Here is a 16899-nt window from a genome sequence, read left to right as displayed (position 1 = left end):
GAGGCCGCCCCGGCGCCCGCCGCCGCCCCCCGCGGCGGGCAGCCGCCGGCCGGCCGGGCCGGGGGGGGGGGGCGCCCCGGCGCCGCCGCCCCGCCGGGCCCGGCGAGTGTCAGCGCAATCCCTTGAGGCGCGCCGCCGTGCGCGCGAAGGAGGAGCCGGACGCGCCCCAGTCGGCGTCGATCGGCGTGACGCTCACCTTCCCGGCCTCCAGCGCGGCCCAGTCGCTGTCGCGTTCGGCGGCGATGTCCGCGCCGATGACGGGCCTCATCCGGTACCCGCCGGACCCGTCGGGCTCGTAGGAGACGCTGAACAGCGTCTCGCGGGTCGGCCGGGTGAGCGCGACCCCGGCCGGCGCGGCCAGGTCCGGGCGGGTCGGGTAGTTGACGCTGATCCCGGAGTGGGCGGGCAGCAGCGCCCCGCCCCGCGCGTCGCGCCGGAGCCGGTCGACCAGCCTGGCGGTGAACGCGGCCGTCGCGGGCATGTTGGCGATGGTGTTCCGGACGTTCGCGAAGTCGAACTGGGTGCTCACCGCGACGGCGGGCACGCCCATGTCGATCGCGGTGACCGCCGCGCCGACGGTGCCGGAGTTGTTGTTGATGGCGCCGACGTTCTGGCCGAAGTTGGTGCCCGACACCACCAGATCGACCTTCCGCCCGGCGAACACCCGGCCGAGGCCGAACAGCACCGAGTCGCCGGGCGTCCCCTCGACCGCCCACACCCGCTCCGACACCTGCCGGGCCTTGACGACGTGGCCGTCCTCGACGGTCCGCTTGGCGCCCGCGCCGCTCTGGTTGGTCGCCGGGGCGACGATCGTGACGTCGTGCCCGGCGGCGGTGAGCGCGTCGAAGACGGCCCTGATGCCGGGGGCGGCGTGGCCGTCGTCGTTGCTCAGCAGGATGCGCAGCGGTCGGTCGGGCCGCGGTCCGGGCGACGCGGCGGCCGGGAGGACGGGGGTGAGGAGGGCGGCGGTCGCGACGACCACCGCGCGGCGGTTGGGCCTCATGGTTGCTCCAGGGGGTGGGAGCGGGGAGCGCTGCACGGAGCATGGGGCACGGGGCCGAGTGATCGGTAGGCGTCGTGACTTATTTGTTATCTACGGAGCAGTCGCGTGAAGGCCCGCACCAGCGCCGGAAGGTCCACCGCGTCGGGGTCCAGCAGCCATTGCAGTTGCGCGCCGTCCTGGACGGCGAGCAGGAGGGCGGCGGCCTCCTCGGGGGTGACCCCGCCGGGCAGGTCCCCGCCCAGCTCGGCGCGGAGCGCTTCCGCGCCGAGCGTCCGCAGCCGCGCGTACCGCTCCACGAAGTAGTCGTGCGCGGGATGCCCGTCGGTGACGCTCTCGGCCGCCAGCACCGTGAACGTCTGGATCACGCCCGGCCGGGTCGCGTTGTACTCGGCGAGCTGCTCGATGTGCTCCAGCCTCGGCGTCGCCGCGCCCTCGGCGAGCATCCGCAGCGTGTCCAGGTGCTCGCGCAGGCCCAGCATCGCCACCAGCAGGCTCTCCTTGCCGGGGAAGTGGTGCAGCAGCCCCTGCTGCGTCAGCCTGGCCCGCTCGGCCACCGCCGCCAGCGTCGCGCCCCGGTAGCCGAGTTCGCCGAACACCTCCAGCGCGGCCAGCAGGATCTCCGAACGCCGGTCCCGCGCCCGCCCGTCGTCGCGCCGCCGGGGCAGGGGCGCGTCCCGCCGGGCCGCCGGCCGCGGTTCCGCCCCGGCCGCCGGCGCGGGGGGCCCGGCCAGCCCCCGCCCGTCCACGCTGATCGAGCGGGCGATCCGGTCCAGCTGGTCGCGGAACCGCGCCACCATGTCCACCGCCTCGGGCCGCAGGCACCACTGCGCCTGCAACCCGTCCATGACGGCCATGATCTCCTGGGCGATCCCGGTCAGGTCGAGCCCGGCGCGGATCTCGCCCCGGTCCACCCCGGCGGCCAGGGCCGCCGCCGTCCGCCCGGTCACCGCGGCGTAGCGGCGGACGAAGTAGCCGTGCGCCGGATGCCCGGGGTCGGCGGCCTCGACCGACAGCCGGGTGAACATCCGCAGCAGGTCGGGCCGGGTCAGGTTGATCTCCGCCAGCCGCACCAGCGCGCGCAGCACGTCCAGGCCGGACTCGCCGCCGGTGAACGCGTGCCCGGTCGACTCCTCGTCGCGGTGCTCCAGCACCGCCACCACCAGCTCCTGCTTGCTGCCGAAGTGGTGCAGCAGCCCCGCCTGCGACAGCCCGGCCTCGGCGGCGATGCGGGCCAGGGACGAGCCGTGGTAGCCGCGCTCGGCGAGGTGCCGGACGGCGACGTCGAGGATGCGCCGGCGGCGGGCGTCGCCGACGGCGTAGCCGCCGCGCGGGGCGCTGGTACGGGGGCTCATCGCCCCAGATTAGGCCGCCGTGCCCGGACCCGTGCCCCCCGGTGGGTGACGCACGTCACGGCAGTGAAAACTTACTGTTCACTTGGTTTTCTCCTACCGTGAACGCACTCGCCGCAGGGGCGATGTCGTGCACTCCGTCCGTTCCCAAGGAGGTGCCCATGACCGCCGTCCATGGGGCCGCCGCCGAACCGGTGCTCCCGGTCCCCGGCGCAGACGACCGACCCGCCGCCCCCGCGCGGCTCGTGGCCGCCCTGGTCGCGGCGCAGTTCGGCGCGTATCTGGCCGTCCTCACCCCGGTGATCGTCACGCTGGCGATCCGGGTCGCGCAGGTCGCCCCCGACACGCGCGCCGCCAGCCTCGGCCAGGTGCTGTCGGTCGGCGCGGTGCTGGCGCTGGTGGCCAACCCGCTGTTCGGCGCGCTGTCGGACCGCACCACCTCGCGGTTCGGCCGCCGCCGCCCCTGGCTGCTCGGCGGCATGGTCGTCGGCCTGGCCGGGCTGCTGCTGGTCGCGGTCGGCGGCACCGTCCCGCTGCTCACCCTCGGCTGGGCGGTCGCGCAGCTCGGCGTCAACGCCACCCTGGCCGCGCTCACCGCGATCATCCCCGACCAGATCCCCGACCGGCAGCGCGGCCGCGTCTCCGGCCTGGTCGGCATGATGACCTCGGTCGCGATGGTCGGCGGCGCGTTCGTCGCGCAGGCCGTCGCGGGCCACGCGCTGCTGATGATGGCCGTGCCCGGCCTGGTCGGGCTGCTGTGCGTCGGCTGGCTGGTGCTCGTCCTGCGGGACGCCCCCGCCGACCGCGCCGCCCTCGCCCCCTACGGCCTGCGGACGTTCCTGCGCAGCTTCTGGGTGAACCCCCTCCGGCACCGCGACTTCGGCTGGAACTGGCTCGGCCGCTTCATGGTGTACGTCGGGCTGGCCTCCCTCACCAGCTACCAGACCTACTACCTGGTGGACCGGCTCGGTTTCAGCACCGAGCAGGCCGCCGGGAAGGTGTTCCTCAGCACCCTGGTCATGACCGCCGCCACCGTCGTCGGCTCGATCCTCGGCGGCACGCTGTCGGACCGCTCCGGCCGCCGCAAGCCCTACGTCGTCTTCTCCGCCGCCGTCACCGGCCTCGCCCTGCTGGTCGTCGCGCTGGTGGACTCGCTGCCGCTGTTCCTGTGCGCGGTCGCGCTGTTCGGCTTCGGCCAGGGCCTCTACATGGCCGTCGACGTCGCGCTCGCCGCCGCCGTGCTGCCCGACCCCCGCGAGTCCGCCAAGGACATGGGCGTGCTCAACATCGCCAACGCCCTGCCGCAGTCGCTCGTCCCGATCGTCGCCCCCGCCCTGCCGGCGCTCGGCGCCGGTGACGGACCGGGCGGCAACTACTCCGCCCTGTTCGTCACCGGCGCCGTCTGCGGCCTGCTCGGGGCGTTCGCCGTCCAGCTCGTGCGCTCGGTGCGCTGAAGGAGACCCCGTGCATCCCTACCAGGACCCCTCCCGCCCCACCGGGGACCGCGTCGCCGACCTGCTCTCCCGCATGACGCTGGAGGAGAAGGCGGGCCTGATGTTCCACACCATGCTCGCCATGAACGACGACGGCACCCCCGTCGAGGAGCCCGGCGCGCAGCCCGGCGGCCGCACCACCACCGAGATGCTCCAGGGCGGCCTGCTGAACCACTTCAACCTGCTGGGCGGCGGCGCCCCCGCCGCCATGGCGCGGTGGCACAACCGCGTCCAGGAGATCGCGGCCGACACCCGCCTGGGCATCCCCGTCACCCTCTCCACCGACCCGCGCCACGCGTTCACCGACAACCCCGGCGCGGGCCTGCCGTCCGGCGCGTTCTCCCGGTGGCCCGAGGCGACCGGCCTGGCCGCGATCGGCGACCCGGACGAGGTCCGCCGCCACGCCGACATCGTCCGCCGCGAGTACCTGGCCGTCGGCCTCCGCGTCGCGCTGCACCCCCAGATCGACCTGGCCACCGAGCCCCGCTGGCCCCGCGTCAGCGGCACCTTCGGCGCCTCCGCCGAGCTGACGTCGCGGCTGGTCGCGGCCTACATCGAGGGGATGCGCGGCCCGGCGTTCGGGCCGGAGAGCGTCGCGTGCATGGTCAAGCACTTCCCCGGCGGCGGCCCGCAGCGGGACGGCGAGGACCCGCACTTCCCCTACGGCCGCGAGCAGGTCTACCCCGGTGGCGCCTTCGACTACCACCTGGAGCCGTTCCGGGCCGCCCTCGCCGCCGGGGCGACCCAGGTCATGCCCTCCTACGGCATGCCGGTCGGCACCGGGTACGAGGAGGTCGGCTTCGGCTTCAACGAGCGCGTCATCACCGGCCTGCTGCGCGGGGGGCTCGGCTTCGACGGCATCGTCTGCACCGACTGGTGCCTGCTGAACGAGACGCGCATCGGCCCGTTCCTGGAGCCCGCCAAGGCGTGGGGCGCCGAGCACCTGACCCCGCTCGAACGCGCCGAGAAGGCCCTGCGCGCGGGCGTCGACCAGTTCGGCGGCGAGTCCTGCCCCGAGCTGGTCGTGGAGCTGGCGCGCTCCGGCCGGATCCCCGAGGACCGGATCGACGCCTCGGTGCGCCGCCTGCTGCGCGAGAAGTTCCGCCTCGGCCTGTTCGAGCACCGGTACGCGGACCCCGACCGCGCCGAGGAGATCGTCGGCAACGCCGGTTTCGCCGCCGCCGGGAACGCCGCCCAGCGCCGCTCCCTGACGCTGCTCACCAACAAGGACGTCCTGCCGGTCGGCGACCGCCCCCGCCTGTACGTCGAGGGCGTGGACCCGGGCAGGGCCGCCGCGTACGCGGAGGTCGTGGACTCCCCGGACCGCGCCGACCTGGCGGTCCTGCGCCTGCCGGCCCCGTTCGAGCCCCGCGAGGGCGGCTTCTTCGAGACCTTCTTCCACAGCGGCTCGCTGGAGTTCCCGCCGGACCGCGTCCGGGAGATCGTGGAACTCCTGGACCGGCTCCCGACGGTCGTCGCGATCAACCTGGAGCGCCCCGCCGCCGTCCCCGAGATCGCCGCCCACGCCGCCGCCCTGATCGGCGAGTACGGGGCGAGCGACGAGGCCGTCCTCGACGTGGTGTTCGGCCGGGCGCGGCCGGAGGGCCGCCTGCCGTTCGAGCTGCCGCGCTCGATGGCGGAGGTGGAGGGGAGCCGCTCCGACGTCCCGGGCGACACCGCGGACCCCGTCTTCCCGCTCGGCCACGGCCTGTCCCTGGAGACCTGACCGATTCCCCCGAAATCCAACACCACACGCGACCGCGCGGATACGGTGCGCACATGAAGCAGTGGACACCGAACTCGTCCTGGACGCTCGACGAGTGGATGAGGGAGACCCGCGCCCTCCGTGAGGCCCTGACGATCCTGGGCGCGCCCCTCGCGCGCTGTCTCCCCGGCGAACCCCTCGACTGCGGCCGCTCGGTCTGGGAGCACTACGCCACCTACGCGGGGATGCTGAAGGGCGTCGCCCACATCAAGGCCGAGTGCAACCTCGGCGACGGCCCCGGCATGGACCTCGCCGAACGCGCCTACACCGACCAGCTCGCCGCTCACCGGCACTGACCCGGCCCGTCCGGGGGTCCCGCGGCGTCCGCGGGCCCCCGGTGGGTGTGGTGCCGGACGAGCGGGGCTGGCTCCGGCGCGAGACGCGCGACGATCTGCCGCACGCGCGTCTCGGCGAGCGGGCCCAGCGCGTCGTACAGCTCGGCGAAGACCCCGTGCGCCCGCCGCCGGGGCCAGTCCGCCGGAAGCAGCTCCTCGGGCAGCCGGGGATCGACGCCGGGGAACCGGATCCAGTCGTCCATGAGCCCGGTCCGGGCGCGCAGGGCCTCCGCCGTGCCGACGGCCCCGTCCCGCACCCGTTCCACCAGCGACTCCCACTCCGCGACGAACGCGTCGTACTCCGCCCTGATCCCGTCCAGGTCCCACGCGTCGAGCGGGGCGACGCCCTGCGGGACGTCCGGCGGCTGCCGGGCGGTCAGCACCGAGTAGGCGCCCATCCCCAGCTCGTCGAGGAACCGGCCCGCCTCCCGCCCCCGCTCGTGCGGGGAGATCCGGACGCCGTCGAACAGCGGCGCGAAGCCGAGCCACCGCAGCCGCGCGCGGATCGCGCGCCGCAGGTTCCGCCGGTCCTCGGGGATCGAGAAGATCACCAGCGCCACCGCCCGTCCCAGGGCGGGGGGTCCGCGCCGAACAGCACCGCGTCCCGGACCGCGGGGCCGAGCCGCAGCTCCGCCGGCACCCGGCGGCTCAACCCGTAACCGGCGCGGCGGCCCGTCCGGGAGCACTCCAGCACGCCCCGGCGCGCCGGCCGGTTGAGCGCCGCGCGGGCGGCGGCCGGCGAGACGCCGAACTCCCCGAGCAACGCCACCAGCGTCGCCGACGGCAGAGGGTCGTGCCGGCCGTACCAGTAGTCGCCCAGCAGCGTGAGGAGCAGGTGCCGCGGCCGGGAACCGTTCCGCACGCGGGGCGGCCGGGCCTCCCCGCCCCCGCCTGGGCCGCCGTCGTCCCCGTCACACCATCCGAGTCTAGGACCGGACGGCATACGCGACAGATCATCGATCGACCTCACCGGAACCGCCGCGCGACATCCGGGGAGCGCCCACATCCTCGGAACGTTCGCATTGGCCCCGCTCCCACTCCTTGCCCCAGGGCATTGAAGCCGCCCCGCCGTCTTGCGACATTCCAAGGCGTGCCCGGTCACGAAAGTGTCCCCCATGAGGAGACCGCACCATGAAGCTCCCACGTTCCCCCCGGCGGCTGGCCAGGGTCATCGCGTCCCTCCTGGCCTCCCTCACCGCCCTCGGCCTCCTGGCCGCCCCCGCACGCGCCACCGACAACGTCGTGCGCACCCACACCGGGGCGGTCGCCGGGGTCTCCGGTCCGGACGGGACCTCCTACCTCGGCATCCCCTACGCCGCCCCGCCCACCGGCGCGCTGCGCTGGAAGCCCCCCGCCCCGGCCGCGCCCTGGAAGGACGTCCGCGACGGGAGCAAGCCGGGCGACCCCTGCACGCAGAGCGGCTCGAAGACCCCGTGGGGCGACCTGGCCGGACCCGGCACGCCCAGCGAGGACTGCCTGTACCTCAACGTCCACGTCCCCTCCCGCCACCCGTCCCGGCCACGGCCGGTCATGGTCTGGATCCACGGCGGCGGCTACACGATCGGCTCGGGCACCTTCTACGACGGCGGCGCGCTCGCCGACCGCGGCGACGTCGTGGTCGTCACCCTCAACTACCGGCTGGGCGCGTTCGGCTTCCTGGCGCACCCCGCGCTGTCCGCCGAGTCCGGCCACTCCGGCAACTACGGCCTGCTCGACCAGCAGGCCGCGCTGCGCTGGGTGCGCCGCAACATCGGCGCGTTCGGCGGCGACGCGGGCAACGTCACCGTCTTCGGCGAGTCCGCCGGCGGCGGCAGCGTGTGCCAGAACCTGATCTCGCCCCTCGCCCGGGGACTGTTCCACCGGGCCGTCGCGCAGTCCGGCTGCGCCTTCCCGACCCCGGACCGCCGGACCGCCGAGACCGCGGGCGAACGCTTCGCGACGGCCCTCGGCTGCGCCGACCCGGCCTGCCTGCGCGCCCGGCCGGCCGCCGAGGTCCAGGCCGTCCCCGGCCGCTGGACCCCGGTCGAGGACGGGCACGTGCTCCGCGCCCAGGTCACCGAGGCGTTCCGCACCGGCGACCACCCCCGCATCCCGATCATGCAGGGCTCCACCCGCGACGAGGCCCGCCTCACCGTCGCGACCACCTACGACCTGGCCGGACGCCGCCTCACCGCCGAGGAGTACCCGGCGGCGGTGCGCCGCGCGTTCCCGGCCAGGGCCGACGAGATCCTGCCCCGCTACCCGCTGTCGGACTACGGCACCCCCGCCGAGGCCCTCGCGGCGGTCCTCACCGACGCGCAGTTCGCGTGCCCGTCCCACGCGTCCACGGCGCTGCTGGCCCGCCACACCCGCGCGTACGCCTACGAGTTCAACGACCCGCACGCCATGGACCACCTGGGCCTCCCGCTGAGCTTCCCGCTCGGGGCCCCGCACGGCTCGGAGATCCGCTACGTCTTCGGCGGCGTGACGGACACCCCCGAGCAGCGGAGGCTGTCGGACCGGATGCTCTCCTACTGGACCACGTTCGCCCGCACCGGGACCCCGAACGGCCCGGCGACCCCGGCCTGGTATCCGTTCCCCCGGGTCCAGAACCTGTCCCCGACGGACACCGGCCCCATGACGACCTTCGCGCGAGACCACAAGTGCGACCTGTGGACGACCTGACCCCGGAACGACGAAGGCCCCGGAGCGACGCTCCGGGGCCTTCGATCCGCGGTCCTGACGGGATTTGAACCCGCGGCCTCCACCTTGACAGGGTGGCGAGCACTCCTAGCTGCTCCACAGGACCTCGCTGCCCCACGAGTCTAGCGCCTCCCGGGAGTGCTGACGCCACACGCGCGCCCCGCTCCCCGGCGCCCGGATAGGAGCACCGGATCGGGGGTAGGGAGCGACCAATGGAGGAGATGCCCACCATCAACACCCTCGATGACCTGGCCAAACTGGTCGACGAGGATGATCGGCTGTTCGTTCGCTGGTCGCGGGGGCCCGAGGCCGACGCCAAGGGGAGCAGCCGCGACGACCTGACCGGCGTCCCGATGCCGGGCCTGTCGGCCAACCCCCTCGCGATGGAGGACTGGTGGGCGCCGCGCCCGCTCCTGGTGTGGGTGGCCCGGCGCCTGTACGACTACTCGCATCTGGAGGGCGAGAAGGGCCCCGGGGTGCGGCCGTGGGTGCTGGTGGGGGAGGAGCGGGGGCGCGGCCCCGACAACGAGCCGCTGGTGAGCTGCCTGCGGCCGGTCGCCTGGATCGAGGAGTCGGTGCTGGAGGACGCCCGGCGCGTCGTCGCCGGGCAGAAGGGCCGGTGGGGCCCGATGCGGCGGCCCAGCGACACGTAGGCGGCGGCCCGGCCGGGAGGCCGGCCGGGCCGCCGGCGGATCAGCCGCCGATGTTGCTGCCGGCCATGGGGTCGAGGGTCCCCAGACCGATGAGCACCAGCAGCACCACGCCCAGGACCACGCGGTAGCAGACGAACGGCAGGAAGCTGCGGGTGGAGATGAACTTCATGAACCAGGCGATGACGGCGTAGCCGACCAGCCCGGCCACCAGCGTCGCCACCAGGGTCGGGGCCCAGGAGACGTGGGTGCCGTGCTCGCCGATCTCGGTCAGCTCGTACAGCCCGGAGGCCAGCACGGCCGGGATGGCCAGCAGGAACGAGTAGCGGGCGGCGGCGGCGCGGCTGTAGCCCAGGAACAGGCCGCCGGTGATGGTCGAGCCCGACCGGGACATGCCCGGGATCAGCGCCAGCGCCTGGCACAGCCCGTAGAGCAGGCCGTCGCGCACGCTCAGGTCGTCCAGGGTCTTGGGCCGGCGGGCGACGCGGTGCCGCCCGGTCTGCGACACGGCGGCCTGCGGCCCGGCGGCGTACTGCCCGGCTGCATACTGCCCGGCCGCGTACTGCCCGGCGGCGTACTGCCCGGCGGTCTGCGGCACCGCGGCCTGCTGCGCGGCGGCGACCCGCCGCTCGGCGCGGGTGGCCATCCGGTCGGCGACCGCCAGCACGAGACCGAGCGTGATCAGGCTGAAGGCGATCAGCCGCAGGTCGCGGAACGGCCCGGTGATGTAGTCCTTCAGCGTCACGCCCAGCACGCCGATCGGCACCGACCCGACGATCACCAGCCAGCCGATGCGGGCGTCGGGGTCCCTGCGCGCGGCGGCGTTGGTCAGCGAGCGGGTCCAGGCGGTGACGATGCGCCAGATGTCGGAGCGGAAGTACAGCAGCACCGCCGTCTCGGTGCCGATCTGGGTGACCGCGGTGAACGCGGCCCCGGGGTCCGGCCATCCCGCCGCGACCGCGGTCAGCCGCAGATGCGCCGAGGAGGAGATCGGCAGGAACTCGGTGAGTCCCTGCACCACCCCCAGGATGAGGGCTTGCAACCAGGTCATCAGTCAGTCGTTTCGTCGTCGGTGGGCACTGGGGCGAGGAGCGAACGGGGTGGGGCCGGTCATGGCGGAACGCTCCCGGTGCACGCCCATGATCTCAGTGACGGATCGGATGGTAGGTCAGAACGGTCAGGTGAGATCGGCGTCGTGGACGAGTATCGCGGCCCGCCCCCCGCCGGCCGGGCGGGGGCGACCCCTACGAAAGTCACGTACGTCGTGTGACTTCGGCGGGGGGCGGTGCGGCGGCTCCGTCCCGCAGGGTGGTGCGCATGAAGAGCATGCTCATCGCCGGTGCGATCGCCCTGGCCTTCCCGACCGCCCCGGCGCCCGCCACGCCACCCGCTCCGCCGCCCGCTCCGGCGCTCGCCCTGCCCGCTCCGACCGGCGGCCACGCGGTCGGACGGTCCGACGTCCACCTGGTCGACCCCGGCCGGCCCGACCCCTGGGTGTCCGGCAGGCCGCGCGAGCTGATGGTCTCGCTCTGGTACCCCGCGCGGAGGGCGCCGGGCAGGACCGCGCCGTACGTCACCCCGCAGGAGTCGGCGCTGGTCCTCAAGGGGTACCCCCAGACGAGGGACCTGCCGCCGGACACGCTGGCCAGGACGCGGACGCACGCCCGGGCCGACGCGCCCGCGCTCGGCCGGAGACGCGGATGGCCGCTGGTGATCATGTCGCCCGGCATGTCCCTGCCGCGGGCCACGCTGACCTCGCTGGCCGAGGATCTCGCGAGCCGGGGCTACGTGGTCGCGGGCATCGGGCACGCCTACGAGGCGGTCGCCACCACGTTCCCCGACGGCAGGACCGTCCCGATGGAGGCGGGCAGGGGCGGCATGACCGAGGAGGTGGGCGCGAAGGTCGCCCGGGTGCGGGCCGCCGACACCGCCTTCGTGCTGGACCGGCTGGAACGCGCCCGGCGCTGGAACAGGCTGATCGACGAGCGCAGGATCGCGATGGCCGGGCATTCGGTCGGCGGCCAGAGCGCCGCCCACCTGCTGCCGGTGAACGACCGGATCGACGCCGCGGTCAACCTGGACGGCTCCTACAACCCGAAGACCCCCGCCAGGCCCGTGACCAAGCCGTTCATGATGATCGGGAACCCCCGCCAGCAGCCGGTCACCGGCGGGGACCCGAAGTCGTGGGACCTGTTCTGGCCCCACGTGACCGGCGACCGGAAGCGCTGGCTCACCGTCACCGGGGCCGACCACATGAGCTTCGTCGACTACGCGGTGCTCGCGCCGCGGCTGGGCATGCCGGCGTACCCGATGGACGGCGAGCGCTCCCTGAAGATCACCCGGGAGTACCTGGCCGCCTTCCTCGACACGCACCTGAAGGGCAGGCACCGGACGCTGCTGGACGGGCCGTCGGCGAAGTACCCGGAGGTGAGGTTCTGGTAGGAGCCCGGCCGGGGCGGCCCCTACGCGTCGCGGATCCGTAGCAGCAGGCCGCCTCCCAGCAGCGCCGCCGCCGTCCAGGCGGCCAGCACGCCGAGGCCCGCCCACGGGGTGAGGGGCAGGTCGGCGAGGCGGGTGGTGGCCTGGACGGCGAGCCCGGCGTTCGCGGGGGAGACTTTCCAGAGGAAGCGCTGCCAGTCCTCGTCGGAGACCACGAGGATGAGGGCGGGGAACAGGTAGAGCAGGCCCAGCACGACCCCGACGGCGGTGGCGGAGTCGCGGACGGCCGTGGCGACCCCCAGGCTGAGCAGGGCGACGAGCGCCAGGTAGAGGACCGAGCCGACGGCGGCGCGCAGCAGGGGGCCGCCGGTGGGGTCGAGCGGGTCGGGCGGGAAGCCGTTGCCGAGCAGGACGCGCCGGGAGACCAGCAGGGAGACGGGCACGGCGACGCCCCCGGCGGCCAGGGTCAGGCCGGTCAGGACGGCCGCCTTGGCGGCCAGCACGCCGGTCCGGCGCGGCATGGCGGCCAGGGTGAGGCGGATCATGCCGGTGCCGTACTCGCCGGTGACCGCCGACACGGCCAGGACGGCGACGAGCGCCTGCCCCACCTGGACGCCGAACAGCCCGATCCTGCCGGGGTCGTGGCCGCAGCCCTCGGCGGTGCACGAGACGAGGGCCGAGGCGGCGGCGGAGGCGGCGACGGTCAGCACGACGATCGTGAGCAGCAGCCGGCCGGTGCCCGCCAGGGTGCGGACCTTCGTCCACTCCGCGTGCAGGTAGGTCCTCATGCGTCCCTCCGGCGGAGCCTGAGGATCGCCAGGCCGAGGACGAGGGCGGTGTGGCCGGCGAGCACCGCGAGGCCGGCCAGGGGCGGCAGCGGGTAGAACCCGGCGATGGGCGTGTAGTGGCCGAGCACGTGCGGGTACTCGGGAATGCTCTGCTGGACGGAGAAACCGGCCGCCGGGGTGACGCGCAGCAGCCACCGCGCCGCGCCGTCGGGCAGGACCGAGGTGGTCGCCACGACGTGCGGGACCACGATCGCGACGGCGGCGGTGACGACCGCCGCGACGCCGCGCCGCAGCAGCGCGCCCAGGGCGAGGGCGAGCACGGCGGCCAGCGCGAACAGCACCGCCGTGCCGACCACGACGCGCACCTGGGTGAGCGGGGGCGCGGGGAGCAGGACGTTGCCGTTGGCGCGCAGGATCCGCCCCCCGGCCGTGAACGCGACCGCGACGGCGGGCAGCGCGGCGGCGAAGGCGGCCAGGCCGAGCGCGGACGCCTTGGCCAGCAGCGTCCGGCCGCGGCGCGGACCGGCGAGCAGGGTGGTGCGGATCAGGCCGTGCCGGTACTCGGCGGTGACGAACGCGACCGCCACCACGATCATCAGCAGGAGCCCGGCCGGCGCGCCGCCGAGCGGGTCCTCGACGGTCGGCCCCTCGACGGTCGGCGCGATGTCGCCGGTGCCGGTGACGGAGAGGGCGCCGCCGGACCGGGTGGCGCGGCCGGGGTGGTGGGGCGACCCGTCGGGCCCGAGCGTGACGCCGATGTCGTCGTCGCGCCAGCCGCCGGGCGCGTCGCCCTCCACCGCGATCCGGTCGAACTCGCCGGTGGCCTCGGTGAAGCGCTCCGCCGCGACGGATCCGCCGAGGTCGGCCCGCGTGACGGTCAGGTCGCCGGGGGAGGTCGCGAACATCCCGATCCGGACGGTCCGCGGCAGCCCGGCCAGGGTGGCGGCGCCGATCCGGGTCCAGCGCGCGCCGTCGGCGGACTCGTACCCGGTGAGCGTGTCGCCCGAGCGGGTCAGCCGCAGCCAGCGCGGCGACCCCTTCGAGACGCCGCCCGGCCGCCCGGCCACGTCGTGGGTGAAGCCGTGCTGCATCCGCACCCCGTGCGCGCCGGTCATCATCACCGCCGCGTAGGGCGCGCCCTGCCGGGTGCCCGCCTTGACCATGACCCCGGCCTTCGCCCACGGCACGACCCCGGGGACCACGTTCCGGACCCCCGGGGTGGCGTCGGGTTTGCGGATCCGGCCGGTCAGGGAGGTGAGGCGGACGGTGATGCCGCCGTCCCCGGTGAGGGATCGGTGTACGAAAGAGAACTTGTCGGTCACGGCCTCGCCGCCCGGCCCCACCGGATGCGGCGGGCAGGCGGCCTCGACGGGACCCGCGCCGCACGAGGCGTGGCTCCCGGACGCGGACAGCAGCCCGAGCAGCACGGTGACCAGCGCCCCCGCCGCCATGGCCGCCACCCAGCCGCGCACCGTCCGGAACTTGGTCCACTCGGCGCGCAGCAGCCGCCCGAACTCCCCGGACCCGGCGCTCATCGGGCCGCTCCCCGGTACTCGACCGCGTCGCCGGTGAGGTCCAGGTACGCCTGCTCCAGCGTCACCCGGTGCGCCGCGACCTCGGAGAACGGCACCCCGTCCGCGTTGAGGACGGCCACGACGCGCTCGGACGGCAGCCCCGAGACGACGAGCGCGTCATGGCCGGTCGCGGCCACGGCGGCGCCGGCGCGCTCCAGCGCCGACGCCGCCGCGGCGCGCGCCGCCGTCCGCAGCGTCACCCGGTCGCGGGAGGCGGCCGCGATCAGGTCGGCCACGCCGGTGTCGGCGATGACGCGGCCCCGGCCCACCACCACGAGATGGTCGGCGGTGCCCTCCAGCTCGCCCATCAGATGGCTGGACACCAGCACGGCGCGCCCCTCGCCCGCCAGCGACCGCAGCAGGCCGCGCATCCACACGACGCCCTCGGGGTCGAGGCCGTTGACCGGCTCGTCCAGCAGCAGCACCGGCGGGTCCCCGAGCAGCGCGGCCGCGATGCCGAGCCGCTGCCGCATGCCCAGCGAGAAGCCGCCCGCCCTGCGCCGGGCCGCGGATTCCAGCCCGACCCGTTCCAGCACCTCGTCCACGCGCCCGGCCGGCAGCCCCTGGGAACGGGCCAGCCACAGCAGGTGGTCGCGCGCGGTACGGCCCGGTTGCAGCGCCCCGGCGTCCAGCAGCGCGCCGACATGGCGCAGCGGGGAGCGCAGGGCCCGGTACGGCCGGCCGCCGATCAGCGCGTGGCCCCCGTCGGCCGCGTCCAGACCGAGGATCACCCGCATCGTGGTGGACTTGCCCGCGCCGTTCGGCCCCACGAACCCGGTGACCCGGCCGGGCCGCACGGTGAACGACATGCCGTCCAGCGCGACGGTCGGGCCGAACCGTTTGCGCAGCCCGCTCACTTCGATGGTTGCTCGCATGCCACCGGTTCTACGGACCGGCCCGTGACGCGGGCCGAACGGAGGCCGTCACATCGCTGTTAGGTCCCGCGCGGCATCCTGGACCGCATGAGAACGTGGCGACTCCCGGCGCGCACCGCACGACTGCGCCTCACCGTCCTGTACGGCGGCATGTTCCTGCTGTCCGGCGTCGGGCTGCTGGCCATCACCAACCTCGTGGGACTGGGCGGGACGAGGGTCAGCCGGTCCGCGCCCGCCGGCGTCCCGCCGGTCGAGCCGGCCACGCTCGCCGCCGCCACCGAGCGCATCGCGCGGCTCCAGGCCCAGCTGGCCGACGCCCACGCGGCGCAGACGCGCCAGCTCCTGGTCGGCTCGGCGGTGGCGCTGGTCGTCATGGGCGTGGTGTCGGTCGTGCTGGGCCGGGTCGTCGCGGGCCGGGTGCTGCGCCCGCTCCGGATGATCATCACGGCGACCCGCCGGATCACCGCCGACAACCTGGACGAGCGGCTGGCCGTGCGGGGCCCCGACGACGAGGTCAAGGACCTCGCCGACACCATCGACGGGCTGCTGGAACGGCTGGAGAACGCGTTCGCCGCGCAGCGCCGGTTCGTGGCCGACGCCTCCCACGAGCTGCGCACCCCGCTGGCCACCATGCGCGCCTCCCTCGACGTGGCCCTGGCCAAGCCGGAGCCCGTCCCGGAGCAGACCGCCGCGCTGGCCCACCGGCTGCGCGCCGAGCTCGACCAGATCGACCGGCTCCTCGCGGGGCTGCTGACGCTCGCCCGCGCCCGGCACGGCTCCCCGCCCGGCCGCACGGCGCTCCCGCTCGGCCGCCTGGCGGCCGCGGCGCTGGACGACCGGGCCGCCGGCCTCGCCGCGAAGGAGCTCACCGTCGACGCCTCCGGCGTCGCCGGCGGCGCGTGGACGCGGGGGGACCCGACGCTCCTCACCCGCATGGTCGACAACGTGATCGACAACGCCGTCACCCACAACCACCGCGGCGGCTGGATCCGCGTCGCCGCCACCGACGGCGCGGCGGCCGAGCTCGTCGTGGAGACCGGCGGGCCCGTCCTCGACCAGGCGCAGGTCGACCGGCTGGCCCGGCCCTTCCAGCGGCTCGGCGCCGACCGCACCGGTTCCGGCGACGGCTCCGGGCTCGGCCTGTCGATCGTCGCGGCCGTCGCGGCGGCGCACGGCGGCGCCCTCCGCCTGCGGGCCCGGCCGGACGGGGGCCTCGCGGTCACCGTCTCACTGCCCCCGGCGGAGGTCCCGGCGGAGGTCCCGGCGGAGGTCCCGGCGTGAGGGTGCTGGTGGTCGAGGACGCCCGCTCCCTGGCCGCCGTGCTGGCCGAGGGGCTGGCCGACCAGGGCATGGCCGTGGACGTGGCCCACGACGGCCTGGAGGCCGCCGTCAAGCTCGACGTCAACGCCTACGACGTCGTCGTCCTCGACCGGGACCTGCCGGGGATCCACGGCGACACGCTCTGCCGGATGATCACCGAACGCGACGACCGCACCATGGTCCTGATGCTGACCGCCGCCGACTCGCCCGTCGACCGGGTCGCCGGGCTGACCCTGGGCGCCGACGACTACCTGACCAAGCCCTTCCACTTCCCCGAGCTGGTGCTGCGCGTCCGCTCCCTGGCCCGCCGCCGGCCCGCCGCGCGGCCCCGCACGCTGCGCGCGGCGGGCATCGAGCTGGACCCGCTGCGCCGCACCGCCACCCGCGACGGACGCCACCTGGAGCTGTCGGTCAAGGAGTTCGCGCTGCTGGAGGCCCTGCTGCGCGCCGTGCCCGCGTTCCTCAGCGCCGAGGACCTGCTGGAACAGGTGTGGGACGAGCACGCCAACCCCCTGACCAACACCGTCACGGTCACGATCGGCCGCCTCCGCCGCAAGCTCGGCGAACCCCCGGTCATCACCACCACGCCCGGGGTGGGCTACCGGATCACGACCGACGGCGCGTGA

Annotated in this window: 15 protein-coding genes, 1 tRNA gene and 1 pseudogene; 8 read left to right on the top strand and 9 right to left on the bottom strand. The window is 75.3% G+C overall.

Annotated features, from left to right (window positions below):
• Window positions 1-109: 109 nt before the first annotated feature.
• Window positions 110-1003, bottom strand: coding sequence for a 5'/3'-nucleotidase SurE (surE, locus tag HNR61_RS07960; protein ID WP_182842480.1), 894 nt, complete (start codon window positions 1001-1003; stop codon window positions 110-112).
• Between the two features lie 86 nt (window positions 1004-1089).
• The gene (locus HNR61_RS49080) at window positions 1090-2355 is read right to left on the bottom strand and encodes a TetR family transcriptional regulator (protein ID WP_182842479.1); all 1266 of its coding nucleotides are present in this window, start codon (window positions 2353-2355) and stop codon (window positions 1090-1092) included.
• Between the two features lie 158 nt (window positions 2356-2513).
• Between HNR61_RS49080 and HNR61_RS07950 the strand changes: the two genes are divergently transcribed.
• Genes HNR61_RS07950 through HNR61_RS07940 form a run of 3 tightly spaced genes read left to right on the top strand, consistent with a single transcriptional unit; the run spans window position 2514 to window position 5906 of the window.
• Window positions 2514-3806, top strand: coding sequence for an MFS transporter (locus HNR61_RS07950; RefSeq protein ID WP_220509129.1), 1293 nt, complete (start codon window positions 2514-2516; stop codon window positions 3804-3806).
• A gap of 10 nt (window positions 3807-3816) precedes the next feature.
• Window positions 3817-5571: a glycoside hydrolase family 3 protein gene (locus tag HNR61_RS07945; protein WP_312897808.1), complete on the top strand. Its 1755-nt coding sequence runs from the start codon at window positions 3817-3819 to the stop codon at window positions 5569-5571.
• A gap of 53 nt (window positions 5572-5624) precedes the next feature.
• Window positions 5625-5906 (top strand): hypothetical protein, encoded by a 282-nt coding sequence (locus HNR61_RS07940; RefSeq protein WP_182842478.1) that lies wholly within the window; start codon window positions 5625-5627, stop codon window positions 5904-5906.
• Here the strand turns inward: HNR61_RS07940 and HNR61_RS07935 are convergent.
• Complete coding sequence (locus HNR61_RS07935; RefSeq protein WP_182842477.1) at window positions 5894-6505, bottom strand: PaaX family transcriptional regulator C-terminal domain-containing protein; 612 nt, start codon at window positions 6503-6505, stop codon at window positions 5894-5896. The genes HNR61_RS07940 and HNR61_RS07935 overlap by 13 nt on opposite strands.
• Entirely contained in the window at window positions 6493-6807 is a 315-nt protein-coding gene (locus HNR61_RS07930; protein WP_182842476.1) for a hypothetical protein, read from the bottom strand. Before HNR61_RS07930 ends, HNR61_RS07935 begins: the two co-directional genes overlap by 13 nt.
• A 269-nt stretch (window positions 6808-7076) precedes the next feature.
• Here HNR61_RS07930 and HNR61_RS07925 point away from each other — a divergent pair, with 269 nt between their 5' ends.
• Complete coding sequence (locus tag HNR61_RS07925) at window positions 7077-8609, top strand: carboxylesterase/lipase family protein (protein WP_182842475.1); 1533 nt, start codon at window positions 7077-7079, stop codon at window positions 8607-8609.
• 49 nt (window positions 8610-8658) lie between these two features.
• On the opposite strand, the gene HNR61_RS07920 is transcribed toward HNR61_RS07925, so the two are convergent.
• A tRNA-Asp gene (locus HNR61_RS07920) sits at window positions 8659-8733 on the bottom strand.
• A 106-nt stretch (window positions 8734-8839) separates the two neighbouring features.
• Between HNR61_RS07920 and HNR61_RS07915 the strand changes: the two genes are divergently transcribed.
• Window positions 8840-9280: a DUF6098 family protein gene (locus tag HNR61_RS07915; protein ID WP_182842474.1), complete on the top strand. Its 441-nt coding sequence runs from the start codon at window positions 8840-8842 to the stop codon at window positions 9278-9280.
• A 115-nt stretch (window positions 9281-9395) separates the two neighbouring features.
• Here the strand turns inward: HNR61_RS07915 and HNR61_RS07910 are convergent.
• Window positions 9396-10328 (bottom strand): annotated as a pseudogene (locus HNR61_RS07910) (undecaprenyl-diphosphate phosphatase); the annotation flags it as partial.
• A 266-nt stretch (window positions 10329-10594) separates the two neighbouring features.
• Between HNR61_RS07910 and HNR61_RS07905 the strand changes: the two are divergent.
• Entirely contained in the window at window positions 10595-11719 is a 1125-nt protein-coding gene (locus HNR61_RS07905) for an alpha/beta hydrolase family protein (RefSeq protein WP_182842472.1), read from the top strand.
• A gap of 20 nt (window positions 11720-11739) precedes the next feature.
• Here HNR61_RS07905 and HNR61_RS07900 read toward each other — a convergent pair whose 3' ends face one another.
• The 3 genes from HNR61_RS07900 to HNR61_RS07890 are packed head-to-tail and all read right to left on the bottom strand — an operon-like array spanning window position 11740 to window position 14953.
• On the bottom strand, window positions 11740-12504 hold the full coding sequence (locus HNR61_RS07900; protein ID WP_182842471.1) for an ABC transporter permease subunit: 765 nt from the start codon (window positions 12502-12504) through the stop codon (window positions 11740-11742).
• Complete coding sequence (locus HNR61_RS07895) at window positions 12501-14039, bottom strand: DUF1349 domain-containing protein (protein WP_182842470.1); 1539 nt, start codon at window positions 14037-14039, stop codon at window positions 12501-12503. Before HNR61_RS07895 ends, HNR61_RS07900 begins: the two co-directional genes overlap by 4 nt.
• On the bottom strand, window positions 14036-14953 hold the full coding sequence (locus HNR61_RS07890) for an ATP-binding cassette domain-containing protein (protein ID WP_182842469.1): 918 nt from the start codon (window positions 14951-14953) through the stop codon (window positions 14036-14038). Before HNR61_RS07890 ends, HNR61_RS07895 begins: the two co-directional genes overlap by 4 nt.
• Window positions 14954-15040: 87 nt before the next feature.
• Here HNR61_RS07890 and HNR61_RS07885 point away from each other — a divergent pair, with 87 nt between their 5' ends.
• Both HNR61_RS07885 and HNR61_RS07880 read left to right on the top strand, forming a co-directional pair.
• Window positions 15041-16234, top strand: a complete 1194-nt coding sequence (locus HNR61_RS07885; RefSeq protein WP_182842468.1) for a sensor histidine kinase — start codon at window positions 15041-15043, stop codon at window positions 16232-16234.
• The gene (locus tag HNR61_RS07880; RefSeq protein WP_312897807.1) at window positions 16231-16899 is read left to right on the top strand and encodes a response regulator transcription factor; all 669 of its coding nucleotides are present in this window, start codon (window positions 16231-16233) and stop codon (window positions 16897-16899) included. The genes HNR61_RS07885 and HNR61_RS07880 overlap by 4 nt, the downstream gene beginning before the upstream one ends.

Origin of the sequence: Actinomadura kijaniata (genome assembly GCF_014138665.1) — a bacterium.
Classification (GTDB): Bacteria; Actinomycetota; Actinomycetes; order Streptosporangiales; family Streptosporangiaceae; genus Spirillospora; species Spirillospora kijaniata.
This window is presented reverse-complemented; position numbering and strand designations above follow the sequence as displayed.